We start from the raw sequence: 24,930 nt of genomic DNA, 5'->3' as shown, positions 1-24,930 counted from the left end.
AACTCACAAAGAGTTATTTATGCTCCCCTCTGCTCGTTTGGCAATAACCCGTTTATCCATAATCCGTCGCCATAAAGGAGGGAAAAGTGCTAGAATCATCATTCCTAAATACCCGGAAGGCAATTGCGGACTTGAATCAATATGCCTTAATATCTGATAAGGACGAGCACCATAGGTATGGTGGTCAGAATGTCTCTGCAAATGAAAAAGAAGCATATTACTGAGCCAGTGATTCGCATTCCATGAATGTTGCGGAGAAACTTTCTCATAGTACCCATTTGCTAGTTTCTTACGCTCTAACCCATAATGCTCAACATAGTTAATGATCTCCAGCAGTAAAATCGCTGTCACCGCTTGAAGAACAAAGAAAAAAAGAGCGCGCCAACCCCCGTAACAAAAAATAGCCAACGCCAAAATAATTGGGGTACTAATTATCCACCAGAATTGATTCTTTAAATGATAATTTGGATATCCTAAACGTTCCAAACGTTTCCGTTCAATTAACAAAGAAGATTTAAATGAACCAACAAGTGTTCGTGGCAAAAACTGGTATAAACTTTCGCCTAATCGCGATGTTGCTGGATCTTTAGGGGTAGCAACATGAACATGATGCCCACGTACATGCTCAATAAAAAAATGGCCATAGCCTACAGTTACTAATAAAATTTTACTTAGCGTTTGATCAATGATCGAATTTTTATGCATCAGTTCATGGGCAAGAGTAATTCCTATTCCCCCAGTCAAAAGACCTATTGACACACTAAAACCAATCAGCTCAATAAAACTTAAAGTATAATGAACAACAAGATAAACTGAAAAAATCAAAACGCAGCATTGCAAGGGAACGTAGAACCACGTAAGAAGTTTGAAATAGCGTTCTTGTTGCAATTCTTGTTCTTCAGTAGTGCTTGGATTACTTGGATCAACGAACCAATAATCAATGGCAGGAACCACTGTAAATAATACAAAAAAAGGAAGAAATGTATAAAAATTACCGTAATAAAAACCAATAAAAGGCAGTAGTACCAGTAAATAAGCTAACATAAAACACAATTTTTTAGATAATTTCATGGATCAACACCTTCTAGATCTTCTCTATAAAATAGAGAGAATACCCATAATAAAATAATAGCAACAGTAAAGCCAAGTATAAAGGTTTACAATCTTAACAAAAAGATTTTATAACAATCATTTGGCTGTTCTCAAATAAAACTGAAAAACGAATACCCCTGATTATTCACAAGAGATTGTCACATCATCCAATAATACAATTACCAGTGCTGATGCACACGTAACCTTAAAAATAACACTATAATTTATATCAATGAACTATTTAAAGCGATAATCGCTCTTCAAAGGATGGAATCAAATGGCTACAAAAGGTCTTGTAAAAAAAAATACATCAACCGATAAACAACCTGTTTTCCAAACAAATGTAGTGAATACCGAAAGTTATTCTGAGTATATGAATAAAATTGATGATTTTTTTTATTACATTAATAAATTATATCAGGCAAATCTAGGCAAGATTACCATGGGGATGAGTCCAGCAGTAATAGGAACCTCTCATTGTGCTTGGCTTTTGCAATTAGCTCAATCACCAGGACATCTCTTAGGGCTAAATTTTTATCCAATAATGCATACCCCAGAATTTTTGACTCATTTAATTTATGACAGACAACCCGCGCAAGGAAAAGATGTTCGGTTTCATAAGGAAAATTGGCAATTATTGCCCTGGCGTTTCTATGCTGAAGTTTTTCTCCATATTGAAGATTGGTGGCAACATGCTACAACAAAAGTACCTGGACTATCTAATCGTTCGGAGCGCACCGTTTCCTTTTATATCCGTCAATTACTTGATGCTTTATCACCCTCAAATTTTGTCATGACTAATCCAGATCTTTTTAATGAAACACTTCGCTCAGGCGGTGTAAATTTGATTCGTGGTACTCAAATTGCATTTGAACATTTGTTGAGAAGATTAGCTGGTTTACCTCCACCAGGAGCTGAAAAATTCAAACCAGGGAAAAATGTTGCAATTACCTCAGGCAAAGTGGTATTCACAAATCACCTGATTGAATTAATTCAATATAAGCCACAAACTAACACGGTATTTAAAGAGCCAATTTTAATAGTCCCAGCCTGGATTATGAAATATTACATTTTAGATTTATCTTCAAAAAACTCATTAGTTAAATGGCTTGTTGAACAAGGACATACTGTATTTATTATTTCATGGCGTAATCCAGATGAAAATGACCGAGACTTAGGAATGGATGAGTACTACCGTCAAGGTGCAATGGCAGCAATTGATACGGTTAACGCTATTTTACCTAAAACAAAAATTCATTTAATGGGATATTGCCTTGGCGGAACACTCGCTATGATTGTGGCTGCGGCCATGGCAAGAAATCATGATAATCGCCTTAAAAGCCTTTCTTTACTAGCAGCACAAGGAGATTTTACGAAAGCTGGTGAGCTCATGCTGTTTATCAACGAGAGCGAAATAAATTTTCTCAAAAATATGATGTGGGAGAAAGGCTATCTGGATCCCAAACAGATGGCAGGTTCTTTTCAGATGTTACGTACCTACGATCTGATATGGTCAAAAATGATTGATGATTATATGACAGGGACAAACCGAGGAATGATTGATCTACTTGCCTGGAATGCTGATGCAACCCGGATGCCCTATAAAATGCATACAGAATACCTTGATAAGCTATTCCTTCATAACGAATTTGCAGAAGGGCATTTTCGTGTAGAAGATGAAATAGTGGCACCTAGTAATATTCATTTGCCCATTTTTGCAGTAAGTCCTGAAAAAGATCATATCGCGCCTTGGGAATCTGTATATAAAATACATTTAATGATACATACTGATATCACCTTTGTACTAACAAATGGCGGCCACAATGCAGGAATTGTTAGTGAGCCTAATCATCCTAGACGCATTTATTTTATTCATGAAAACAAAAAGAATATGCCGTATATTGGCCCCAAAAAGTGGTTGAATAAAGCAAAAAAAAGAGAAGGTTCGTGGTGGATAGCATGGCATGATTGGTTAGTACATAACAGTTCCCATAAACGCGTCTCACCACCAGATCTAGACCCCTCTCTTCCTGAGGCGCCAGGAAGATATGTGCATCAAAAATAAATTAATTTTTTAATTGTTGCCTCACTACTGACAACTTACTCGCTTTAGAAGCTGAGGTACAATGACCAGAGGCAAAATAAACATGAGCCAATCTGCATTATTCAAATGATTATGAAAAACGAAAATTTCTAACCAAAAAGTAGCTCATATTACACTAACTAATAAGAGCTACTCGTATTATTTAAAAAGAGGGAAGTAAGCTTTTACCTGTTACTGGTGGAGTATAGACTCCGCTCTCATATTGTTGCCAGTTCGCGGCGGGTTTAATACCACACTTTTTTGAAACCATGTGCCATCCCGGTTGATTCTTATAACATGCTGCTTGGGTAGGTCCTACTGCTAGAATCATAGCAGTAGCGATTAGTAATCCAGCTGCAGATGATTTGATCTTCATTTAAATCTCCTTATCACTTGCCACATTAAAAGACTCAATGTGAGTCAATATGATTATATTATGTACAATGAAGATGTGCAAATTAGTTCCGCTTATTATCATACTATCCTAAATAACCATTTTTAGACTTATGCGGCATCGATAGACGCAGAGTCTCGCTTTAAGATGGTTACCACGCTCGGTTATAAAGATTGTATTATGCTCTCCTTCTCTGGCGTTACGGTATGCAGAGAAGTTCGTACCTTTTTAAGGTATTTTTTTAATTTTTTAACATAAAAATAAGCTGAATTACTGCTAATATCAACAAGCATATAAACACCCGCAATGCCACAAGGCGTCACAGATGTTGGGATATAATTAGGATGATTACCCAAAGCAAAATAATAAGACCATGCTGAAAAAACGGTACCTAGAAACTCTAAATAATAAGTGACAGCAAACATAGTTAAATAAAATAAAGGTTTTTTTCGTTGCCTAAGAATACCAAGAAAAAACAAATAACCTAAAAAACCAGCGACATCATTTAATAAAATTAGGGACATAAAACAGACAATAAATGCAAATTTGCGCAAAAAATTCTCAAAATCCACATGATACTTCCATATAAATGGTTGACGAGATATTTGAAATACGATGGCATACGTGACTGCATGTCCTAGAGGAATAAAAGGAGGAATATTATCCAAATGATACCGATATAGAGTTAATATTTTTGATCCAATTACTTCTGCGCAAAAGCTCGCAACGATCATAATTAACATCAACCAATGTAATCTGCGACCAGCAAAATAGAATATCCAACCATACATAAGGAACATAATTACATTATTTATATCTTGTCCCACAAAAAAATGATTTGCAAACCAAGGGCTGTCCAAAAATACAAAAATAGGAGCACCCAACAAAACTGCAATAATTTGCATTTGAATGATGATATTTTTATTCAAAATTTGAAAACCCCTCGTATGAACAGTACAAATTCAAACTCACTTCACGGTGAAAAAATATCCTATTATTACTAGGCGCACAATACAAATCAAAAGTGGAACAACTCAATTTGTCCTGTATCATGCATCAATCTCCAGAGAACATACAGTCAAGTATAGAACACCACTTGTATTGAATAAAGCAAGAGAGCTACTTCGATAAAGATTAGATTGTCAATAGATACCATTATTGTTAAATTAACGTGAGCTTTGTATAAGAGAACGTGGTTTTACTTTTAACCATTAGGGCTAAACAGCACTGCGCTTAACTTAAGAGTTTCGTTATTTTCATGAAAGCGGAAATCCATTTTTTGGGAGCATTGAGCCTCCATCAACTTGGATACCGCTTTTATGAGGACGACTACAAGCCCATTGAGTCAATCGCAGTGCTGCTTAGCCCAATAGTTCGAGATGGAGACTGGATCTGAATAGATTCTTTAGCCGAAACTCACGTAAAATTAATAACATTAGAATGTATGGGATTTCTAGCTATCATGAATATGAGCATTGAAAATGGTTTTCTATTTCTTCTAAATCTTTTAAAAAATCCTAATTTATATGTTGCAGCCGTCGTAGGCTCCGTTCCAGGAGGGATTACAGGGGGTGCCGTTGGTGCTTTATCCGGTGCTTTTATTACCCCTCTTTTTGGATTGTTTACCGGATATAAAGATTTTCAGTTTGGCATTGATGTAAATTTCATTGTTGGGAGCGCTTTTGGTTTTATTATTGGAATGTTCCTTGGAGGCGCGCTAACCGGAAGCATAGCAATTTTTAAAATCTATAAAAACAAAAGTGAAATTGAGACCCTTTCTAAAGACAATATTGCCGATATTTTCCTTCCTGCACTTGGAATTAGCATTGAACTATCCATTGGCATGGCTGTAGGCGCAGTAATTGGTAGCTTAAAGTTGCTTGGTATAGGAACTGCTGTTGGGGCAGCCATAGGTACTGTCTTGATACTTATTACAACAGAAATAATAAAGATGAATGAAAAGAGAAAATTAAGAAAGCATTGAGTGGAAATTACATTTTCCAAGAAAGCATCACGTTTGTGATTATAAATTTTTGCATTCCATACAGCACGATATTTTATTGTTAATAAGCCAAGTCTAATTAGTAAGTTGTTCACATTTCTCAAAATGTCATCACTCTAATTATATTTTAAATGGAAGATACATGGTTAAGAGAGTATTCGTTGTAATTAAACGTTCACTCAGTACTTTTGCGACATTATAAGAAATCAATAATGCATCCAGTTCCTTTGAGTAAATACGTATCCTAAAGTCTTCTCCTTCAATTTTTAATAGTCGAGAATCGACCAACGCGCGAACTGATGCGGAACGTTTTTGTTGACCAAATACACATAGTTCCCCGATTAAAGCCCCCCTTTCACGCGTGCCAATCACTTGCGGTTTCTGGGAGTCCGATTTTACTATGCCTTGATCCAATACAACTTCTAATTCACCCTGTTCCACAATATACATTGCATCGCCAATTTCATTTTGATGAAAAAGAAACTCACCTTGAGGAAGTTCAACAAGCTCACAACCTGCCAAAAATTCATCAATATATTTTTCATCTACTCCTCTAAATAAGGAACAATTGTGTAAATCAAATTCTTCCATGCGACAATCCTTAATCTCTTGCTAATCCATCATTGACCGATTTTCAATGGGATTTAAAATTGATAATATGTGCCGAATGCAATCGTTTTGTTGTAAGGTAAACAATAAAACTGAATATCAGGTACAGCATTACGTATCATGAGAGAAAATAAATGTTTCTGCCATAAGCACATACCTCTTAGTCTTTCTCTTGTCATTTCGACAAAAACAATCTCTATAAAATAAAGTAATTTATTTTTACTGATTTCAAAAGGTAAGTGAACTCTTTGAAACATTTCGTCTAGGATATTAGGTAAATTAATATTTTCAGTAAATCCAAAATGAATATGGATGAGATAAAATCCTTTTGCTTTCGTAATGAGTTCAAATTTATTTTCCAGCGGAATATAAGGTTTATTTTCAATTTTGATACTTAAAAAAACCATATTCTCTGAAAAAATACGGTTAAGTCGCAAATGGTGTAAAAGACTTTCTCCTTCATAATCATAAGGATCAATAATATAGAACCCTGTTCCGGGCTGTCTTGAAATTTTATTTTGGTTTAATTCATCAATGATAAATGCATCCATTAAAGCATCTCTATGATGTAATTCACGTAGCTTCTCAAAACCGCAATGCCAAGTATACATCACAATAATACCAATTAATGCGATAAAAATGGGAATCCAACCTCCGGTTAAAAACTTAGAGCTGTTTCCGGCCAAAAACCCAAGTTCAATAATCAAAATTAAAGGGAAAATGGTTAATTTGAGCACATTCCAATGCCAACAGCGATACGCGATAATACCTACTAATACAGTCGTGAGCAGCATATCTAAATTAACAGCAATTCCGTAAGCATCTGCAAGGCTTGATGAGGATCTAAAAGTTATCACCAGCGCACATGTACCCAAAGCTAAAATAAAATTTATAAAAGGCAAATACACTTGGCCTTTTTCAATTTTGGATGTATATACAATCTTAAGCCTTGGAATGAGGTTAAGTAATGCTGTTTGCTTTAAAATAGAAAATGCCGCAGAAATAATTGCTTGTGAAGCAACAATCGTTGCGGCCGTAGCCAAAATCACCATTATGGGCAAAAACCAATGGGGGGACAAACTGTAAAATGGATAGCTAATATCTTCAGGATGCATTAATACAAGAGCACCCTGGCCAAAGTAACATAAAAACAATCCAGGAAGAACTATAGAAAACCATCCTATTCGAATAGATTTTTTGCCAAAATGACCTAAATCAGCGAATAATGCTTCCCCCCCAGTCATCACTAAAAATATTCCACCCAACATAAAAAAAGCAAACTGCTTATGTAATATAAAAAAATGGATTGCATAATAAGGATTAACTGCCATAAGTACTTCAGGGTTCTGAATAATTTGTAAAAAACCCAAAGTGCCTATTGTGATAAACCAAATCAACATAATAGGGGCAAAAAAAACGCCAATCATCCCAGTGCCTACTCGTTGCAACTTAAATAGCAGCACTAAAATAATTAAAGTAACAGGTAGAATGTACTTGGCTAAATGAGGAGATAATGGTTCGAGTCCCTCTACCGCACTTAATATGGATATTGCTGGAGTTAATATTCCATCCCCTATAATAAGCCCTATTCCAATAAGGGTAATAAATAACAGCCAAGCCCCTGTTTTTTTCATTTTCTGCCTTAGGATGCCCGCTAAGGCCATAATTCCGCCTTCGCCATCATTATCTGCACGAAAAACAATCAGGAGATATTTAAAACTGATTATGATGAGCAAAGACCAAAAAATGAGTGATAAAATCCCATAAACATTATAATCGCTAATTGGTAAATACGTGATTACTTGGCTAAATGCATAAAGAGGGCTTGTCCCTATATCACCAAAAACTACTCCCAGGGCCGCAAATGATAAGTTGAATTGATTTGTTTTCTCTGGTGAGGACTCATCCATCATTTAGGCCTACTCCAATTTCAATACCAGATCCTTTGTTATTAAATTGAGTATAGTACTATCTAAGATAAAAAAGTAAATTTTCTCAAGATATCATATACCTAGTGAGTGATTTATTAATTTCTATGTGTCACTAAGGTTTGCACTCGGTGTTTGCTCACAGGGAACAGACTCTCTATCCGCTTTTTTCATTTTGATTAAAGCTAATGTACTTAAACACAGCATAGGTATAGCAAGAATCAATGGATCAGGAGTCCATTGAGTAATCAGAATACCCACTAAACCCGAAAGGCCAAACTGACAAGCACCCAACAAAGCGGTGGCAATACCCGCTTGTTGTTTGTAATCTTTTAACGCAAGAGCAGTTGCAGCCCCCATACTAAGGCCAATACCAAAAGTCAAAGAAAGCATAGGCATCATGAAACGAACTGTACTGAATTCATGAAAATTAAGAACTATCATCAAAAAGGATGAAATAATTATCAAAACGAGGCCACAATATACTGTTTTTTCTAAAGGAAACGAATAAGTGAGTCGGGCAGCAAGAAGGTTTGTAAAAAATACGGTCATTGCATTTAGGCCAAACCATAAACCATATTCAGTCGCGCTAAGATGAAGCTGGGTCATGAGAATACCCGAAGAAAGGGCACAAAATAAATACAGACCAAGCAAGTTTACTGAGGCAATAAAGGTGTAAAGCCGAAAACCAGGATGTTTAAAGATATTTTTTGTACTATTAACCAGCGAAAAGTTAGATAAATTCTGCTTACAGTACTCATAATCAGGAATATAACGGAATGCAATCAGACACATAAAAAGGCCAAGTATGATTAAAAAATAAAACTCACTATGCCAATCATGAGTCTGATCCAGTAACAGCCCACCAATGACCGGAGCAGAACTTGCAATTAATGAATTGGTTCCACACAAAACACTAAAGAGGCGTGCACAAACCGTAGTTGAGTAATTATCTCTTACTATAATAAAGCAAAGCAAATAGGTGCCACAGGCTCCTGCTGCCTGAATCATTCGTGCAATAATGAGTAAGTGTATTGATAAGGCAAACACCGCAAGAACGGAACCGATTAAAAAAAGAAATGCAGAATATAAAGCGATTCGTCGTCGTCCAAAACGATCTGCTAACGGCCCTACCAACAATTGCCCAAAAGCGACTGTCAGCATAAATACATAAAGACTAGCCTGCATCACAGCGCTATTCGCTTTAAAAAAATAACTCATTTCCGGAATTGCAGGAACAAAAACATCCATAGCAAAAGAGATACTAATAATCAACGGAAATAAGTGCAAAAGACATTGTCTTTCTGTCCAACGAATTACATTCAATTAATGATATTCCTGTACGATACTGTTTAATAACAAAATAGGAACAAATAGAATTTAATTATAACAGATCAACTCAAAATCTAAATACTCATTCAGTGAGTCATTTAAAAATCAAAATTTTATGGTTGTTTCATTTTTGACATAAAAAGCGTAAAATTTAACCATACTGATTCATGTGATGATGTACTATGCCATCAAATATTAAAAAATTTACTTTAACTTATAATTTAATTCCTAAAGTATTTTCTTTACCTGAGCAACTTTATCTAAACTACGAAAAAATAGCTTCCTCAACTCCCGCAAATGTTTTGGAACAAACCGCAGAGCAAAAAGAATATATAGCTTCGACGATAAAACAAATCGATCTGGATGCAGACAGAACATGTTATGTTGACTTCACAGGTCTTAAAGTATCTCAATTAAAAGCAGAATGGTTAACAAGAAACCTTGCTGATGAAGTAAGAATAACCCCGGGAGTTTTCCCAACATTCACTCAAGGAGATAACACGAGTGCGTGCATTAGCGAAATTCTCCATACCATACAAGTGATATCACCACTTTCCACACAAAAGAGCGACTCCCTAGTACAATTAATGACGTCTACTAAAAGAATTTGTTTTGCTTATCGAACTGATAATGGAGAATCCGCTGGTTTTTCATTAATTGCTTCTCCAAGTGGTGATGCGGATGGGAACCATAAAGGTTGGATCATCTCCACAATTCAAAATACCACCGGTCAGTACAACAAAAGAAAGATCACTGTGTTGGCATCCTCTAATTATGTGGGCACCAAAACAGCTATGATGATTGCCATGGACAATCCTACGAGTATCGAGACTGAGTTAAAAGATGCAATACATAATGATAAAGTAGTTAAATTAATCAAGCGCATTTTTAATCCAGATGGCTCGCTCAATGAAATAGAGATGAAGCGATTAAAATCCAGAATTCACTCATCCATCAATATTGACGATCGCAATAGAAAAGAAGCTCAATTCAATTGCTTACATGAATGGTTACAACAAAGAAGCAATACTGACTTACAAGTTGATATCGCCACGGAAGATATTGATTTTTTTCAAGATGGAATATATGAGTTTCATTTAAAGAAAAAATTAGGCACTCTTGCTGCTGTATTGCACCAAAATTCAAATATAACCAAAACGATTAGCGAACTGACACTCATTCTAAACAACATCTCTGCACGTGTTGCTCATTTTGAAATGCTTGCTGAAGAATCTTATAGAAACATAGAATTGGCTAACACGTATAAAGCACTTGCAAAACGTATTAAATTAGAAACAGCAAGCGTGACATTTGATGGGACTCAAGCAGATGAAAATAAAATAACATGGCTCAGCCAACTGGATATTACTCAATTAGATAAAAAAATAAAAAAATTTTATGCCACTAATCCGACCGTAAAAAAATATTACGAACATAAAAAACTATCAAATCAAAAAGTACAAGAAAAACTTACCCAAATTCCTAATCCTGAGAATAATAGTTTCCTTAGCCGAAACAGTTTCTCGCTAGGATTTGGCGCGTCAAGTGGTTTATTCACTGCAGCTGCACTAGGATTTATACTCTTTGAGCTATTTCCTCCATTAACACTTGCTCTAATACTTGTCGGAACAGCAATAGTTATTGGTGGCGTCTTATCTGCTGTTGATATTTACATCAATGAAAAAGAACATGCCGAAAAAACCATTGAATATCAGGATAAAGTTTCTAAAATCACATTAGAACATAATCAACAATTACAGATTGCAGAACAAAACCTTCAAAAAAGAATAAACCTTGACGAATTATGGGAGCCTGACAAGCCTGAGTTTTTATCCACCTTAAGGACTTCAAAAAGAAAACCGCTAACTCCTGAAAAAGTAGCCCATGCTTTATGGTTAAATGATAAAGATGCAAAAACCACGTCAATAGCAAAAAATAAATTTGCCTTATGGGCTGCAACACATGAAGAACTTGGTTTTGGAATTGTAGAGGTCAACCATGTGATTCAGAGTCAATATGAAATGCACTCTTAAATCAATATAATCTAAATAGTAAATCTCATTGAATGTTTTACTTCGATTGCTGCTTGATATAGCCCAATATCATCATTTTCCGAGAAGACAACGTGGTTACATGCTTCAAATGCAACTCCACTTTTTCAGGCATAACCAGGAACTTCGCGCCCAATTAGATTGAATTATTATCTTTTTGATGATATAATGTTCAGCTCGTGCGCTCGTATGTTTTTCCAAGGAGACAGTAATGTGGTTTACTTTTGCAATTTTTGCTGCCATTTTATGGGGATTCAATTACGCATTAGCTGAAAAAGTATTACGTAGTATATCACCCGTGACTTTATTAGCATTGGAAATGATCATTGGCGCTTTATTATTTACCGGTATTTCTTTTTTTACTACGATGAAAAAAGATGTTCAGATTTTAGCCTCTGACTCAGGTCTTTTATGGTTAACGATTGCAGAAATTGCTGTTCTACTTCTTGCAAGCTTTTTCATTGCGACATCAATTAACCTAAAAAATGCCACAATTGCAGGTATATTGGAATTGATCTATCCTTTATTCACCATCATTTTTACTTGGTTTTTGTTTAATGAAACCCATGTGAATTCTTCAGTCATTATTGGTGGCTTTTTAATTTTCGCGGGTGTAATCGTAATAAGCCTGGCCTAAAAATGGGATACGCTATCGGTCGTATAGTCAGCGAGACCCTGGTTGATGAAAGCCCAATGCGACTATAGATAGAAATGGATTTCCGCTTCGCAAAAATGTTACATTGTGTTGAAGCTTCGAAACTGGGTACGCGCATCTAAATATAACTCTTTGCTTAAGATCTAAAACAACATCCACCGAATAGGCAAAGACTTTAATCTAGTCAGGCTGGGGAATGCTACTTACCGCCTCTAGTTGCCTCACCGGCTTATGCGAAAAAAAAGAGCCTAAATAACTCAAAACTGACGAACGATTAGAGCTTGTTTCGTCTTTCTTTTCAACTTCTGTTGTTTCCAATGGAGGATACACACTCTCCTGTACCATTTTAAATCCTGAAAAAATACTTTTCAAAACCAGAGGCAAAAGGCTCAACATAATCAACATGCTGGTTAAATTGGTCGACTCATTAAAAAGAGCATAATTCGCCAATGATTGAAAAACAGCTATAGTCAAGGCAATTGCCATGGTATTGGAAATCAGCCTTGAGGCATTTATATTGCGATTATCCATAGGTAAATCAGCACTTTCATTAATTTCATAAAATGAAATCCACAACCATAGTAAATCAAAGACAACACTATACCAATGCTGCTGATTCATTTCGGTAACATGTGCGCCTACAGTTTTGGCTAAATCAAAAGTCATTTTTCCACTTTTAAGAGCCAAAGCCATTGTTGGTTTTTCTTGTGAATTTGCTAAAGGAGCAAATTGTTGTACAAACAAACTTTTTGGAAGATTAATATCAAAAAGCTCATAGAAAGTTTTCTGTGAACCAAACAATCTTCTTAACTGTTCTTCACTTATATTCGACAAAGAATCGACCCCCGGAGCAAAAGCACCATCATCTGAATGATGTGCTATAACCATGTTTGAATTTTTCATCATCATTACATCATTGGTGCCATCGCCATTGGCAACAACAAAATAATGATGGTCTTTAAGATAGCGAGCGAGTATCCCTTTACCCTCTGTACTCATTTCTGCAAAAATAATTACGGGACGCTTCGTAGGTTCTCTATCCATCAGTTTCTGAAATCGCGCCAGGATTGCTTCATTAACTCCTGAAAATATGACCGTCGAATCTGCTGGATAATTTTCCGCAGTTAAAAACTCAAGGGGATTTTCTTTTACTTGCTTTGCACGAATAGTAAGAATCTTCTTTGCATTTTTCGGGCATAATACCTTGGCAATATTTTCGGCTGCCTTAGCGGTATCGCCAGTGGCAACAAATACAGGAATGGATACTTCTCGACATTGAGCAATAAATTTTTCCGCACCTTTTTTTATGGGATTATCAATAATAAAAGTACCGTAATACATCATATTTTTAAGTAATGCAGGTCTTTTTAAAATAAAATGTTCGATTTGCTCTTTATCATCCTTATCCATTAACTCGCGTAAAGCAATAAACTCATCGCCATGGAGTTTACTTCTAGCAATACACCAATCACGGGATAATACCTCAGTACGGCTTTGCATCATGGTATAGGCCTGCAACACGGGAGTTTCTTTAAATGAATCTTGATTAGGAACCCCGCAAAAGACTAGAAAATACTCATTACCCTCCTTTACCAAGGTTAAACGTCCACCAAAGGTGCGATATAACCCCAAATGAAATGTCTCCATTTCTTTCTTCTTGTCTTTAATAGTAAGTACTTTTTTAAAATGATTAGTACCATAAGTAGTCACATCCAAGCATTGTTGATTGTTCAACAAAGACTCGAATAGATCCAAGATAGCGTGTTCTTCAGGTTCCAATTCTTTTTTATTGTTGGTATACGCTTCGCAAAATACCTCAAGAGACTTAAGCCATTGTGCTTCTTGCGGTAAAAGCAAACCATCCTTCTCTTTCAATATCTGTTGCACATCAGGAGCCATATCAGTAGTCCATAAACCCAATACGTCCATTCCAGTAGTAGTAAGCGTTCCTGTCTTATCTGAAATTACAGCGACACCATTTGGAAAGCGATCATGATAATATCCACCTAATGCATTGCATAAATCCACTACACGAAGCGCATCTATAGTCTCTAAAGGTTGATCTCCTAAATTACTATTTAATGCTTTCATCAAGCGACTATTTACCGTTTCTCTTAAAAAAGCTTCAGAAAAAGGAATCATTGTTTGGAAAAGAGTGAACATAAGTTTTATTGTTTCCGCAGGCATTAAAGTAATATCTCTTTGTAAAAATGCCGCCATGATGATAGAACCTAGAATAGAATATAAAACACTTCTTTGCTTACGTTCTGCAATAACTTCATTGATCACAGACTTTTTCTCATAATTACTACTTAATAAAAGCTCTTTTTCAGGTTTAATTTGAATAAAAATATTATCATTGCCATATAAATTTAATTTATCTCCGACCAACACCCCTGCCTGTTTCCCCTCTCTAACCGCATACAAATCTATTTTTTTATAGTTTGAAGTAAAATTAGGTTTTGTCTGATGTTCGATCCAAACATCTTCACCATTTTGTGCTTTAAGATTTACACTAAATTTTTTCTCTTCTACTACCTGAGTGAAATTTCCTTTCCCATCTTGTTTTAAAGCAACGAGCTCACCAGATACAGGCACACAAGCCAAATCAATGCTGTTGTCACAATAAACCAAATCACCCGTACGTAATTGATATCTAGGAACACTAACAAACATTGATCCATTTGATGTAAATTTCAAAACTTGGTGTAACTTATGGTTATACTCATAATCATGGTCAAGTTTTTCTTGCTGCACACTCATTTTTTTTAAGGTAGATGGAGCCAAATCAGCTAATAATGCCGGCAAGTTACGAAATTTCTGGATTATTTTATCGGCATGGCGAATATTGTGAGAAATCAGCCCCAGTTGAAAGGTACGAGAACTCACCATAAGCTCATTCGCAATAAAATGATTGATTTGGAAATACAAATTCGATATTGGAGTAAGTCCCCCAGAAATCAGTGCTGTATCTGAGCGTTGAGCGCCACGGCTGTATTGAAATCGAATAAGAAACTCTTGTGCTTTTTGTGCAAGAAAAGAAATTCCACTTGGAACAACCAATGCGCTCGTTCCGAGTGATGCTATTAATGAATATTCATCAGATACCGTATTATTTAATAAGAAAGTAGTTCCTTTAAATACTGAACTATACATATAAGTTATTGCCATAACCTCACTAGCTACCGCTAGAGACAATTCTGCCTGAGATGTAAATTTTTTATCGGTAATACGATTCAAAGCACAATAACCCAAGATAGCTGCACCAAAAAGAAATTTATAAATAAAATCATATTCTGGACTTCCCATTTGATATTCACTCAGATTCTGAGTGAGATAATGACCAAGAACTAAAGCAGCCCCAGAAGAAATCGTAGGCCAAATATATTTTTTAAAACTACTCCAATCCATAGAGTCTAAGGAAAACGTCATCGCTAGAGTGTGATACAGTTCTTTCACTCGTGTGGAAAAAAAATTTCCTATTCCTTCCACAGTGCTTCTTAAATAAAAAGTGCGATCCGGCTCAATATTTTGCACCAATTGAAGTGGCAAGGCTCTATTGCCTTTTGGATTTGTTTCTTGTGGATTTTGTGAGGTGGATTTTAATTTCTTCATGTCGTCAATCCCTTTGATCGCCCATAAAATTTTATTAGAGAGTGTAATTTCTCAATAATCCGGGTAAAAGAGATCTTCTACTCACAATCGGACGTAGGAAGCAAGTATTTGTCCGGACTTATTGAGAAATTGCTGGATATTTAGATATCATCTTGATAAATAACTTATCCGTATAAAAGGTTCAAGAGGATTTGAAAAAATATTATACTTAGGATGAAATAATTACATGAAAAAATTTAGATTATTTGCTTTATATCTCCTTATTTTTTGGCTATTAGGCAGTGTGCTTTGGCTCATTATCTTTGGTTATAGGGAAGCTGTTTCTACGCTTATCGCACCCTACTCAATGCTCAGTGGCACTTTAATTTTTCTTTCTACCTTTATTGCCACAGCATTGTTGTTTGTATTCAAAAGTCAAACACTTGCAGATCTACCCTATCCCTACTTTATTTTAGGATTTCATATAGGTAACCTTTCATTATTAATATTATTTATATTAGATGCGTTGATTCGCCAATTGATTGTGTGGAGGTTCCCCGAGTTCTTCCTTATTTTCTTAGCACCTTTTATTGAGCTAGTTTTCTCTTATTTATTTGGTTTTGCTTTCTTGGCAATAATTCCAGCAATTGCCAGTGCATTCATTCTCTACTGGACTCGAAAAAAACAACCTAAGCCCTGCCAATAGCTAAAATCAGAAAACATTTCAGATTGGAAACAACAACTCTAACTTTTCATGCACAACAAGTATTTTATAAAACTCAATATGTATCCAATACGGACACTTTAGGTGAAGTATAATCTTTAATTGGTTTAAACACGTTTTAATTTGGAGAAATGATGAATAAAGATCTCATTAATTTAGCCCGGAGCATCCTTGAATTTAACAGAACAACAAATGCGGTAATTCAATCCGCAAAATCGATTAGCACTTGGGTAAAACATGAAAAGGTACAACAACATATCAATCAACTCCCTGAGCCTTTTAAAATGCTCGTGGAACTCCAAATAACACAATACAACAAAATTGCAGAATGCACTCCAATTACCCTAGAGTTTAACGAAGAATACCTAAGTCGTTGCGAAAAAGAAGACGAATTGTTAGACAAAATCAATTCATTCATTGAACATTTTGCAACGAGAGTCAACGCAGAGTTTGGCATATTGTTTCTTGAACCAAGTAAAATGGTCGGCGTTTATTACGAATCAACCATGAGGTTATTTCAACCATCGCTGCATGAATTTAAAAAATCAATACAATATAGCTCACTATTAGACGGACTGATTCACCCCATGCAACATTTACTTAAAATGCCCTTGCTGATCAAAGAATGGAAAAAAATTAACCACCAAGATTTACATATACAAAAAATTCAGCAATTAGATAGAGAAGTGAAAAAATATGCAGAAGAGGCTGATAAGAGCACCACATTCTTCCACTCAATTTGTACTCATATTCTTGAGGAAATATTTATCCATAGACTTCATGAAGTTTGTTTTACGCTAAGCAAATCACTACAAAAAAAGGAGGTGTGCCTTCAACAGGTATTACCAAAGCTGGATTAATTATCGAAGGCAAAACCATTAAAAATTCAAATCAATTGATTGAAGTACTTAACACAATTATTAACAATGATGAAACTGTAGGCAATAAAGTAAATGAGGTATGTGTTTTACTATTAAAAGTGATAAATAAGTTATCGAAACGCATCACATTACTCCATCCGAGCCATACCTTAATCGAGACAAAAAACGCCCTGGAGAGTTTAATCAAAAAAATAAATGAAGACATTAAAAATATAGCGACCCTGGATCCCTTATTTACTGAGTGTTCTCTTACATTAGAACCAGTAAAAATATTCGCGCTTATTGGATTGGAGCAACTCACCAATAAACTTCAACAAAATACCATGTCAACACCACTCGAGAGCATCTTCCCACGATATTAGGCAAGTCCCTAGAGTTTTAATTTATATTTTGCTGTTAACGAGTGTGACATTTCTTTGATTGATAAAAGGACTTTTCAATTTTAAATCAAATAATTTTTTTGATGTTGACTCTTTTTTCCAAGAAAGAACTTTATTTTTGCCAAAACTCCAAAATTATCAGTTATAATTATGAATAATAAGGACAGTAGGAATCATAAGCATGGGCAGAAAAATTAAAGAAGAAGCATCATCAAAACATCATAAAGGCCCTTTATGCCGTATCAATAAACCTACCACCGCTTTAAAAAATACCAAACAAACTTACGAAAGAATTGCCTGTGTATTTCAGGGAGGCGGTGCATTAGGAGCTTATCAGGTCGGGGCATTTTGCGCTATCCACAAAAAAGGCTACAATCCTGATTTTCTAGCAGGAGTTTCGATAGGCTCCATTAACAGTGCGATTATTGCTGGTAATCCAAGAAACAAGCAAATTGAAAAATTAACCACGTTTTGGGATACAATTGTACCCAAAATATGGACAGATATATTTTATGATGGAGAAATTCCAAATTTTTTACATCATATGCACAATCAAATGGGTGCTATGCATGCAGTGCTCTATGGCCTAGATGGTTTTTTTAAACCACGGGTTATTCCGCCAACCCCTATAACTTATGATACGCCTGATAAGCTTAGTTATTATGATACCTCTATTCTCAAAAAGACATTAGAGGATTTAATTGATTTTGATCGCATTAATGATAAAAAATTACCCTATGTCTCGGAGCAGTCAATTTATCATCCGGTGAAATGGAGTTTTTTAATAATCAAAAAATGACCATTACGGCAGAGCATGTGATGGCAAGCGGAGCTCTTCCTCCAGGCTTCCCTGCAATTAAAATTGGTGATGATTATTATTGGGACGGTGGTATTTATGCGAATACGCCCCTTGTAACCGTGCTGGATGCCTTACCAGAACTGGACACATTATGTTTTGTAGTCGATTGTTTCAGTCTACGCGGACGATTACCGCAAACCATGGATGAGCTTGAGGAAAGACAAAAAGATATTCGTTATGCAAGTCATTCTAGACGACTTACAAATGTTTACACCAGTCGCCAAAACTTACAGGCAGCCATACAGTTTTTAGGTGAAAAATTAAGCCCAGAAGTAAAAAAAGATCCTGAAGTAAAAAAATACTGGAATTAGGACATAGCAAACACTTCAGCGTGGTACATATCATTTATCGCGGAACCCCTTTTGCCCATTCGTTCAAAGATTACAACTTTGTTCGCTCAGCAATCAATTATCGTATGAAAACAGGTTATGATAATGCGATGGATGTTTTAAAAAATCCTGATTGGGAGAACAAATCCAGTAAAGCCCTGGCTTGTTCCATTTATGGTGTGCCACCCGATTATTTTGAACAACATTAGGACCTATTGACAATTTATATTCCAACTCCACCTATTCGGTCTCGGACATAGAGCTGAATATTATAATTTGTCCATAAATCCTAAATTCATTACAAATTCACTAAAGAACTACTTGCTTGCATGCAAGTATCATAAATTTACAAAACATATTTTTTAGACTAATACTAAATAACATAGGCAACGGAATACAGTTAAATCATAATGAAAAAATGGATTGGATTTCCCATATCTCTAGTAGTACTCGTACTTATTACTTATGATCTCATGGGTCTTATGGTGCAAAGCACCCTAAATAAAGTCATCAATAAAATCCCCCAGAACTCCATAATGAATCTTCAGATTGATAAATTTCAACATGGTTGGTTCTCATCTGAGGCTTTATGGGTCTTCAAACTGCATATCCCCGCACAAACGATTACGGATAAAAATGGCGTCTCCCAAACAGAACCTCCGCTTGATTTTGAAATGACGCTACCTATTACTATCAAACATGGGCCTGTTTTTTTTACAAGTAATGGAATACGTTTTGGAATTGGGGCAGTTACAACGCAACCAGAAACTCATTATGGAGCATTCATCAATTATTTAAACCAAATCATTATAAAATACAACCTCCCATCTTTTGGGATGCATGTTAAGGAAGCATCCAATAATGAAGAATTTCAATTTAATTGGATGGGATTAAGTGCTTTACTTAGTCTTTCTTCAAATATAGATAACTTAGATAGCTATTTAAAACTCTATGGAATGGATGGTTATGGCAATAATTCTGTCTTTAAAATAGGCGCAATAACATATTCATTTAATTCTAAACGCATACAAGAGTGGCTATGGATTGGGAAGTCCTATTTTAATATTTCTTCTATTTCCTTAACCTCAAACAACCAAAATATATTAGACATGCAAGAACTCGACTTCATTTTAAGTTCTGACATCAAAAATGAAACACTAAATTTTGATTGTAAACTTTCATTGCAAAAATTATTGGCTAACAATCAAAATTACAGTCCAGCCATGTTGAAATTGAGTCTAAAAAACTTAGATCCAGAAGTTATGGCGAAACTGAATAAACAAACATTTAGTATGTTGCAAACCGATGCTTCTCATCTTGTGGCATTAGACCTGGCTACTCAATTACCGAAGCTTCTTAGCAAAGGTCCTGTATTAGAACTTTCTGAAATGACTATCAATTTACCTGAAGGAAAAATTGTAGGTAATTTTAAAATATCACTTCCAAAAACAGAAATAAATGACTTATCCAAAGCGATGCAACAAGCTCAAGGCCAAGGTTATTTTAAAGCACCAATTACGATAGTAAAAGAGCTGATAACCTCATCAATCAGGAGTGACTTAAGCAGTCGCCAAGAAACGGAACCGACTTCTCAAACCCAAGACGCATCCGCTCAATCTCCTGCGAATCCAACATCAAGAACACCCGATTTAGATGAAGAAGCAAAAAATCAAACCAATCAGATATTACAAAATTTGGTCGAAAAAGGCTTTTTAAAAATTAAAGACAACGATTATATCCTTCAATTTAAATTAGAAAACCAACAGATTATTGTGAATGGAAAATTATTTACTCCAGAGATGTTGCGATAAGCTTCCTTTGTTTCTCGAACAACTTCTGTAAGCGCTTTGAATTAAATTTCTAAGCTATAATTGATAAAAGACATGCTTCAAGGAAGCAGCAATGAATATTACTCGAGACATCATTAATAAAGCTGTTGAAGCACAGATCATAACCCAAAAGCAATCAGAAGAGCTTATCGAATTCGTTAGAAAACAACCTGGTCAAAACAAAGGATTTGGGTTAACTAATGTTCTCTATTATTTAGGAGGATTAATTGCAATTGGTGCAATGAGCCTATTTATGACTCTAGGATGGGAGCTTTTTGGGGGTTGGGGTATATTATTTCTCTGCATCTGTTATGCCATATTAGGATTATCCTTATCCGATATTTTTAACAAAAAAGGATTTATTGTTCCCGCTGAAATATGCGCCACATTTGTTGTATGCCTCACACCATTGGCGATTTATGGTTTACAAAAAGGAATGGGATGGTGGCCTCCTGATGATACTGTTTTTCGTGAGTATAATTACTATATAAAATGGCATTGGATATTCATGGAACTGGGTACCCTTGCTGTTGGCATTATTATGGCATGGATTTACCGCTATCCGTATATGATCATGCCAATAGCAGTTACATTATGGTATATGTCGATGGATCTTACCGCCATGCTTACTGGCGGAGAAAGCGCTTTTGATCTAAGTGAGAAAGTGTCTATGTATTTTGGATTAATTATGCTACTCATTGGATTTTGGGTTGATTTTCGATCCAGGCAATCCGAAGATTATGCTTACTGGTTGTATCTATTTGGTGTACTTACATTTTGGGGCGGATTAAGCGCACAACATTCAGACTATGAATTGTCTAAATTTATTTACTTATGTATCAATCTATTACTTATTTTAATCGGAATAATTCTGAGTAGAAAAGTATTTACTGTTTTTGGTGGCATCGGCGTTTGCTTTTATTTAGGGCATCTTGCTTATGATATATTTAAAGACAGTTATCTTTTTCCCATAATTCTTACGGCTATTGGGTTAGGTATCATTTATTTAGGCATCCTTTGGCAGAAACACGAACAAAAGATGACCGCTGAAATACGCAAAATATTACCTAAATCCCTGCAAGAACTTTTGCAAGCACGGGATCAATTAATCTAATATCCAACAAAGACTGAATAAAAATAATTCGAAGATATTTATTGTCATTAATTCCGAAAAATAAATTTTTCTGAGAACGATAGCTTTTTTCAAATGAGCAGTTTACATTAGAAATATATTTATCATTCTGGAGAATCATTTATCATGATTTCAATGACTACATATTGGCAACAATTCAAAGAGTGTATTGAGAATCTTCAAGTTTCGACTCAAGACATAGAATACTCAAGACAAATTTCTACAGCTAAAAATTTGATTGAAACTGGCTTAATTATAGAAAAGCTTGGGCTCTTGGAAATTCAACAAGTGTCAGAACAATTACATGAAAAAGCAAAATTTTTTCAAAATGAAATTTGCTATACCACGAATAACCACGAACATACATTTTATTTACCCAAGATAACCAGTCCACAAAGCTTTATTTTTGCCCTCATCTATTATCAACATTTACTCAATTATCAGAATGTAAGTTATCAAGGAACTATCAATTGGTTTCGAAGCAAAGTAATTGATGGTATTAATCAAAAAAAATCACCACCGCCATCCAAGCACAAGCGCTACTGCAAGAAATTCGCCAATATTACCTGAAACAAAATTTAAATGTTGATGAGTCCTTATTTTTAAAACAAGAGGAGGAATCAATAATCGAGTATACTTCAAGACTCATAAAAACATTTGATTGCCAGGCTGAGCCTCCTAAGAATGAAATAAAAGTCCAGCTACCACCACGAGATGAGATAACAACTCTCGAAAAGTCACTTGAATTGTTAAACCATAAATGGAATCAGTTAAAAATTAAAGCCGACTTAATTGATCAAAAATTATCTGCTTTTAAACAAGCAAAACAAGATTATTTTCAATTAAACAAAGAATGGAAAAATAAATGGTTTTTTACTAAGGCATTTTATTGGCTCATGTCTATATTTATTGAAGTATCAGAGATCAAAAATCTAAAAACGGCTCATAAACACCTCACTCAGACCCAAAATGATTTGAAGCAAGAACTGCAGAATAATACCTCAAAATCCTATTGCACCAAATTACAAAGACAGCTGCGAAAATTAGAGCATGAGCAAAGCAACCTTAAAAGTGAAATAGCCCTTAAGAAAGAAATACAACAGCAAAAAGAACAGACGCAAAAGTTTAAATTACTTACCGATGCAAAAATAGAAAAAAATATCGGATTTCAATCAGTGTCTAAAAAGAGAGAAGTATCCTCTTATTTAGAAACTTCGTCTAACAATGATTATTATGGATTTTTTAAAAATAATCTACCCAGCAGATATACTCTACAAGCTGTTGCTGTGGGTGTTGCCGCAATTGCAATTCAGAATTTATTATAAGGTCGCGTTATTCACTAAGTTTCAAATAAGACGCAAGAATAGAAAGTGAGGGAGAGTACAAAAGTAGAGGATTTATCCGAAGGAGCTTCCAATAATGTAGAGAGCCTAAAGTGGGGCGCTACGTAAAAGAGTTAACAGTTTGTTGGCTCTAACCTGGTTTTCATTTTTTATGTACCATGCTGACATGCAGCATATGGTACATAAATTTTTATAAAACACTCTCGTTACAGACTAAACTAAGAATTCTTTTTTTACATACAACGCGATTGCCTAGGATATCCTAACAACATATTATCAGAAGGAGTATCAGATGAAGAGGTACAAGAAGTCCCATTTGTTTTCATAACGCCATTAAGAATACCTACTAAAAAATTCATCTTATCTGACGAAGAAAGATCGCTTGTTAGTATTTCTTTAGTAATTCCCGCAAACGCATCGGACAAAACAGATGCATTGTTTGGTGTCTTGTTTCCATTTGAATAGGTATTGATAATTGCTTTACCTATTCCTTCAAGAGCGGAGCCAAGCATTAATACATTCTGATTAGAAAACGACATATCCATTGTTACTGTTTCTTCCCTTGGGGTATCAAGCACACCAACTTTAGCTTTTTTTCTTGGTGATGAAGGAGAAAAAAAGCTCATTTTTTTCTCTAAAGGCGTAGATGGTTTTTCTACAGAACTCAATGACTTATCCACTGAATGGGTATGGCTTTCTACGGAAACTACAGGCTGTTTTGGTGGATGACTTCTTTTAAAATTAACTTCTAACCAATTTACTAAGCGAGTGGGATCATCGGTATGAAGGCTATATTCATTATGCTCACACTCCTCTAGGATATTCTTTCCTTGTGAAATTCGCGGAACATGTTTTGGTACAACAAAGAACTCTTTTGTTGCTTCAAAAGGAGGTAAAATCTCACCAGGATAGATTATAAAATTGTATCCTAAAGAGGCTGCCAACCACATCACCGCCGGGCTTTCTTCAGTTAAATAGTCATGGGAACGAAGTCTCCATAACTCCTCATCACCGTCTTTGCCATGCCGCTTAACAAAATCATTTTGTGTCTTACTAACCGATTCTTTAAGCCCTTCCACCGAATCATAAAAATTCATCAGTTTATTGATTTTTTCTTGGCCTTCATTTTGAGCAACCCAAGTTTTCCAACGAACAATTTCGAAGTTTTTTCCTTGTTCCTCAGCCAGTTGATTAATAATGGTAATCATTTCATTAACCGATTGATCAGGATATTTTTCATTGAATTGCTCGATAGTCATATTCAATGGAGTTAAAAAAGACTTTAAATTGGTTAAAAAATAATCATCACCTATCGTTATAGCCTCCTGCTTCAATCGCTCAACTTCTGGTTCGCTAGAGATCAACTGCTTGATATTATGCCAATAAATTTCATCAGCAATTAAGAAAGTTGTTTTTCCTTTCACACCAGAATGATCTACAGGTGTTTGATGAGTAGCAACAGCTTGCTGCACAATGGCTCCTAGATAGTCACCTGTGCAATATTCATTTCCTCGAATGCTCAACAAAACTAAATCTTTTGTAGTCTTTAAAGAAGGAAAAAGACTTTTTTCTTTTCCATCAAAACTAGCGGTAATCACTTTACCGTCTCTAGGGCCTCTAACTTTTGGCATTGTATAATCCTCTGCACTTTTAATTAGCTACTCATAATTTATATTCAATCAATTTATTATCTATTTGCTCGTATTGAATAAA

Annotated in this window: 20 protein-coding genes and 1 pseudogene; 13 read left to right on the top strand and 8 right to left on the bottom strand. The window is 35.3% G+C overall.

All coding sequences use genetic code 11. The features are described from left to right. Window positions 1-3: 3 nt before the first annotated feature. Window positions 4-1,071, bottom strand: coding sequence for an alkane 1-monooxygenase (locus tag EL220_RS06560; RefSeq protein WP_027271114.1), 1,068 nt, complete (start codon window positions 1,069-1,071; stop codon window positions 4-6). Window positions 1,072-1,369: 298 nt separating this feature from the next. Here EL220_RS06560 and EL220_RS06555 point away from each other — a divergent pair, with 298 nt between their 5' ends. Continuing rightward, window positions 1,370-3,157, top strand: coding sequence for an alpha/beta fold hydrolase (locus EL220_RS06555; protein ID WP_027271115.1), 1,788 nt, complete (start codon window positions 1,370-1,372; stop codon window positions 3,155-3,157). Window positions 3,158-3,338: 181 nt separating this feature from the next. Here the strand turns inward: EL220_RS06555 and EL220_RS06550 are convergent, their stop codons facing one another. Both EL220_RS06550 and EL220_RS06545 read right to left on the bottom strand, forming a co-directional pair. Then, window positions 3,339-3,551: a hypothetical protein gene (locus EL220_RS06550; RefSeq protein ID WP_027271116.1), complete on the bottom strand. Its 213-nt coding sequence runs from the start codon at window positions 3,549-3,551 to the stop codon at window positions 3,339-3,341. Between the two features lie 182 nt (window positions 3,552-3,733). Then, window positions 3,734-4,498 carry a hypothetical protein gene (locus EL220_RS06545; protein WP_027271117.1) on the bottom strand — a complete coding sequence of 255 codons (765 nt, stop codon included), beginning with the start codon at window positions 4,496-4,498 and terminating at the stop codon, window positions 3,734-3,736. Between the two features lie 533 nt (window positions 4,499-5,031). Here EL220_RS06545 and EL220_RS06540 point away from each other — a divergent pair. Continuing rightward, complete coding sequence (locus EL220_RS06540; protein WP_051544732.1) at window positions 5,032-5,553, top strand: hypothetical protein; 522 nt, start codon at window positions 5,032-5,034, stop codon at window positions 5,551-5,553. Window positions 5,554-5,691: 138 nt separating this feature from the next. Here the strand turns inward: EL220_RS06540 and EL220_RS06535 are convergent, their stop codons facing one another. The 3 genes from EL220_RS06535 to EL220_RS06525 form a co-directional block, all read right to left on the bottom strand. Then, window positions 5,692-6,162 (bottom strand): cyclic nucleotide-binding domain-containing protein, encoded by a 471-nt coding sequence (locus tag EL220_RS06535; protein WP_027271118.1) that lies wholly within the window; start codon window positions 6,160-6,162, stop codon window positions 5,692-5,694. 53 nt (window positions 6,163-6,215) lie between these two features. Then, on the bottom strand, window positions 6,216-8,093 hold the full coding sequence (locus EL220_RS06530) for a potassium transporter Kup (protein ID WP_027271119.1): 1,878 nt from the start codon (window positions 8,091-8,093) through the stop codon (window positions 6,216-6,218). A 120-nt stretch (window positions 8,094-8,213) separates the two neighbouring features. Then, window positions 8,214-9,434 (bottom strand): multidrug effflux MFS transporter, encoded by a 1,221-nt coding sequence (locus EL220_RS06525; RefSeq protein ID WP_027271120.1) that lies wholly within the window; start codon window positions 9,432-9,434, stop codon window positions 8,214-8,216. 188 nt (window positions 9,435-9,622) lie between these two features. Here EL220_RS06525 and EL220_RS06520 point away from each other — a divergent pair, with 188 nt between their 5' ends. After that, the gene (locus tag EL220_RS06520) at window positions 9,623-11,473 is read left to right on the top strand and encodes a hypothetical protein (RefSeq protein ID WP_027271121.1); all 1,851 of its coding nucleotides are present in this window, start codon (window positions 9,623-9,625) and stop codon (window positions 11,471-11,473) included. Window positions 11,474-11,702: 229 nt separating this feature from the next. Continuing rightward, the gene (locus tag EL220_RS06515) at window positions 11,703-12,128 is read left to right on the top strand and encodes a DMT family transporter (protein WP_027271122.1); all 426 of its coding nucleotides are present in this window, start codon (window positions 11,703-11,705) and stop codon (window positions 12,126-12,128) included. A 198-nt stretch (window positions 12,129-12,326) separates the two neighbouring features. Here the strand turns inward: EL220_RS06515 and EL220_RS06510 are convergent, their stop codons facing one another. Further along, the gene (locus EL220_RS06510; protein ID WP_027271123.1) at window positions 12,327-15,761 is read right to left on the bottom strand and encodes an HAD family hydrolase; all 3,435 of its coding nucleotides are present in this window, start codon (window positions 15,759-15,761) and stop codon (window positions 12,327-12,329) included. A gap of 226 nt (window positions 15,762-15,987) precedes the next feature. On the opposite strand from EL220_RS06510, the gene EL220_RS06505 reads away from it, so the two are divergent. From EL220_RS06505 to EL220_RS18720, 9 genes and pseudogenes are all read left to right on the top strand, one after another. After that, a complete protein-coding gene (locus EL220_RS06505; RefSeq protein WP_027271124.1) occupies window positions 15,988-16,446 on the top strand; it encodes a hypothetical protein in 459 nt (152 codons plus the stop codon). Between the two features lie 149 nt (window positions 16,447-16,595). After that, complete coding sequence (locus EL220_RS06500) at window positions 16,596-17,324, top strand: hypothetical protein (protein ID WP_232002672.1); 729 nt, start codon at window positions 16,596-16,598, stop codon at window positions 17,322-17,324. Beyond that, a complete protein-coding gene (locus EL220_RS18745) occupies window positions 17,291-17,707 on the top strand; it encodes a hypothetical protein (protein WP_232002671.1) in 417 nt (138 codons plus the stop codon). The genes EL220_RS06500 and EL220_RS18745 overlap by 34 nt, the downstream gene beginning before the upstream one ends. 199 nt (window positions 17,708-17,906) lie before the next feature. Continuing rightward, a complete protein-coding gene (locus EL220_RS18740) occupies window positions 17,907-18,524 on the top strand; it encodes a patatin-like phospholipase family protein (RefSeq protein ID WP_232002670.1) in 618 nt (205 codons plus the stop codon). Beyond that, a pseudogene (locus tag EL220_RS19770) lies at window positions 18,497-19,122 on the top strand (DUF3734 domain-containing protein). The gene EL220_RS18740 and the pseudogene EL220_RS19770 overlap by 28 nt, the downstream one beginning before the upstream one ends. Before the next feature lie 201 nt (window positions 19,123-19,323). After that, window positions 19,324-20,724: a DUF945 family protein gene (locus EL220_RS06485; RefSeq protein ID WP_027271127.1), complete on the top strand. Its 1,401-nt coding sequence runs from the start codon at window positions 19,324-19,326 to the stop codon at window positions 20,722-20,724. A gap of 91 nt (window positions 20,725-20,815) precedes the next feature. Beyond that, entirely contained in the window at window positions 20,816-21,856 is a 1,041-nt protein-coding gene (locus tag EL220_RS06480; protein ID WP_027271128.1) for a hypothetical protein, read from the top strand. 153 nt (window positions 21,857-22,009) lie between these two features. Then, window positions 22,010-22,444, top strand: a complete 435-nt coding sequence (locus EL220_RS18725; RefSeq protein WP_232002667.1) for a hypothetical protein — start codon at window positions 22,010-22,012, stop codon at window positions 22,442-22,444. 176 nt (window positions 22,445-22,620) lie between these two features. Then, window positions 22,621-23,199 (top strand): DUF4407 domain-containing protein, encoded by a 579-nt coding sequence (locus EL220_RS18720; RefSeq protein WP_232002666.1) that lies wholly within the window; start codon window positions 22,621-22,623, stop codon window positions 23,197-23,199. Between the two features lie 251 nt (window positions 23,200-23,450). On the opposite strand, the gene EL220_RS06470 is transcribed toward EL220_RS18720, so the two are convergent. Then, window positions 23,451-24,848 carry a hypothetical protein gene (locus tag EL220_RS06470; RefSeq protein WP_027271130.1) on the bottom strand — a complete coding sequence of 466 codons (1,398 nt, stop codon included), beginning with the start codon at window positions 24,846-24,848 and terminating at the stop codon, window positions 23,451-23,453. Window positions 24,849-24,930: the final 82 nt, after the last annotated feature.

The sequence above is a fragment of the Legionella sainthelensi genome, assembly GCF_900637685.1.
Classification (GTDB): Bacteria; Pseudomonadota; Gammaproteobacteria; order Legionellales; family Legionellaceae; genus Legionella; species Legionella sainthelensi.
The sequence above is the reverse complement of the archived record's forward strand: the minus strand, read 5'-3'. Positions and strand labels throughout refer to the sequence as shown.

Bases quoted from the DNA above. Each gene is read 5' to 3' on its own strand.
- EL220_RS06485 (WP_027271127.1), top strand. From the start codon at position 19,324: ATGAAAAAATGGATTGGATTTCCCATATCTCTAGTAGTACTCGTACTT.
- EL220_RS06480 (WP_027271128.1), top strand. From the start codon at position 20,816: ATGAATATTACTCGAGACATCATTAATAAAGCTGTTGAAGCACAGATC.
- EL220_RS06520 (WP_027271121.1), top strand. From the start codon at position 9,623: ATGCCATCAAATATTAAAAAATTTACTTTAACTTATAATTTAATTCCT.
- EL220_RS06515 (WP_027271122.1), top strand. From the start codon at position 11,703: ATGTGGTTTACTTTTGCAATTTTTGCTGCCATTTTATGGGGATTCAAT.
- EL220_RS06470 (WP_027271130.1), bottom strand. From the start codon at position 24,848: ATGCCAAAAGTTAGAGGCCCTAGAGACGGTAAAGTGATTACCGCTAGT.
- EL220_RS06505 (WP_027271124.1), top strand. From the start codon at position 15,988: ATGAAAAAATTTAGATTATTTGCTTTATATCTCCTTATTTTTTGGCTA.
- EL220_RS06530 (WP_027271119.1), bottom strand. From the start codon at position 8,093: ATGATGGATGAGTCCTCACCAGAGAAAACAAATCAATTCAACTTATCA.
- EL220_RS06555 (WP_027271115.1), top strand. From the start codon at position 1,370: ATGGCTACAAAAGGTCTTGTAAAAAAAAATACATCAACCGATAAACAA.
- EL220_RS06550 (WP_027271116.1), bottom strand. From the start codon at position 3,551: ATGAAGATCAAATCATCTGCAGCTGGATTACTAATCGCTACTGCTATG.
- EL220_RS18725 (WP_232002667.1), top strand. From the start codon at position 22,010: ATGACTACATATTGGCAACAATTCAAAGAGTGTATTGAGAATCTTCAA.
- EL220_RS06500 (WP_232002672.1), top strand. From the start codon at position 16,596: ATGATGAATAAAGATCTCATTAATTTAGCCCGGAGCATCCTTGAATTT.
- EL220_RS06560 (WP_027271114.1), bottom strand. From the start codon at position 1,071: ATGAAATTATCTAAAAAATTGTGTTTTATGTTAGCTTATTTACTGGTA.
- EL220_RS06540 (WP_051544732.1), top strand. From the start codon at position 5,032: ATGAATATGAGCATTGAAAATGGTTTTCTATTTCTTCTAAATCTTTTA.
- EL220_RS18740 (WP_232002670.1), top strand. From the start codon at position 17,907: ATGGGCAGAAAAATTAAAGAAGAAGCATCATCAAAACATCATAAAGGC.
- EL220_RS06510 (WP_027271123.1), bottom strand. From the start codon at position 15,761: ATGAAGAAATTAAAATCCACCTCACAAAATCCACAAGAAACAAATCCA.
- EL220_RS06535 (WP_027271118.1), bottom strand. From the start codon at position 6,162: ATGGAAGAATTTGATTTACACAATTGTTCCTTATTTAGAGGAGTAGAT.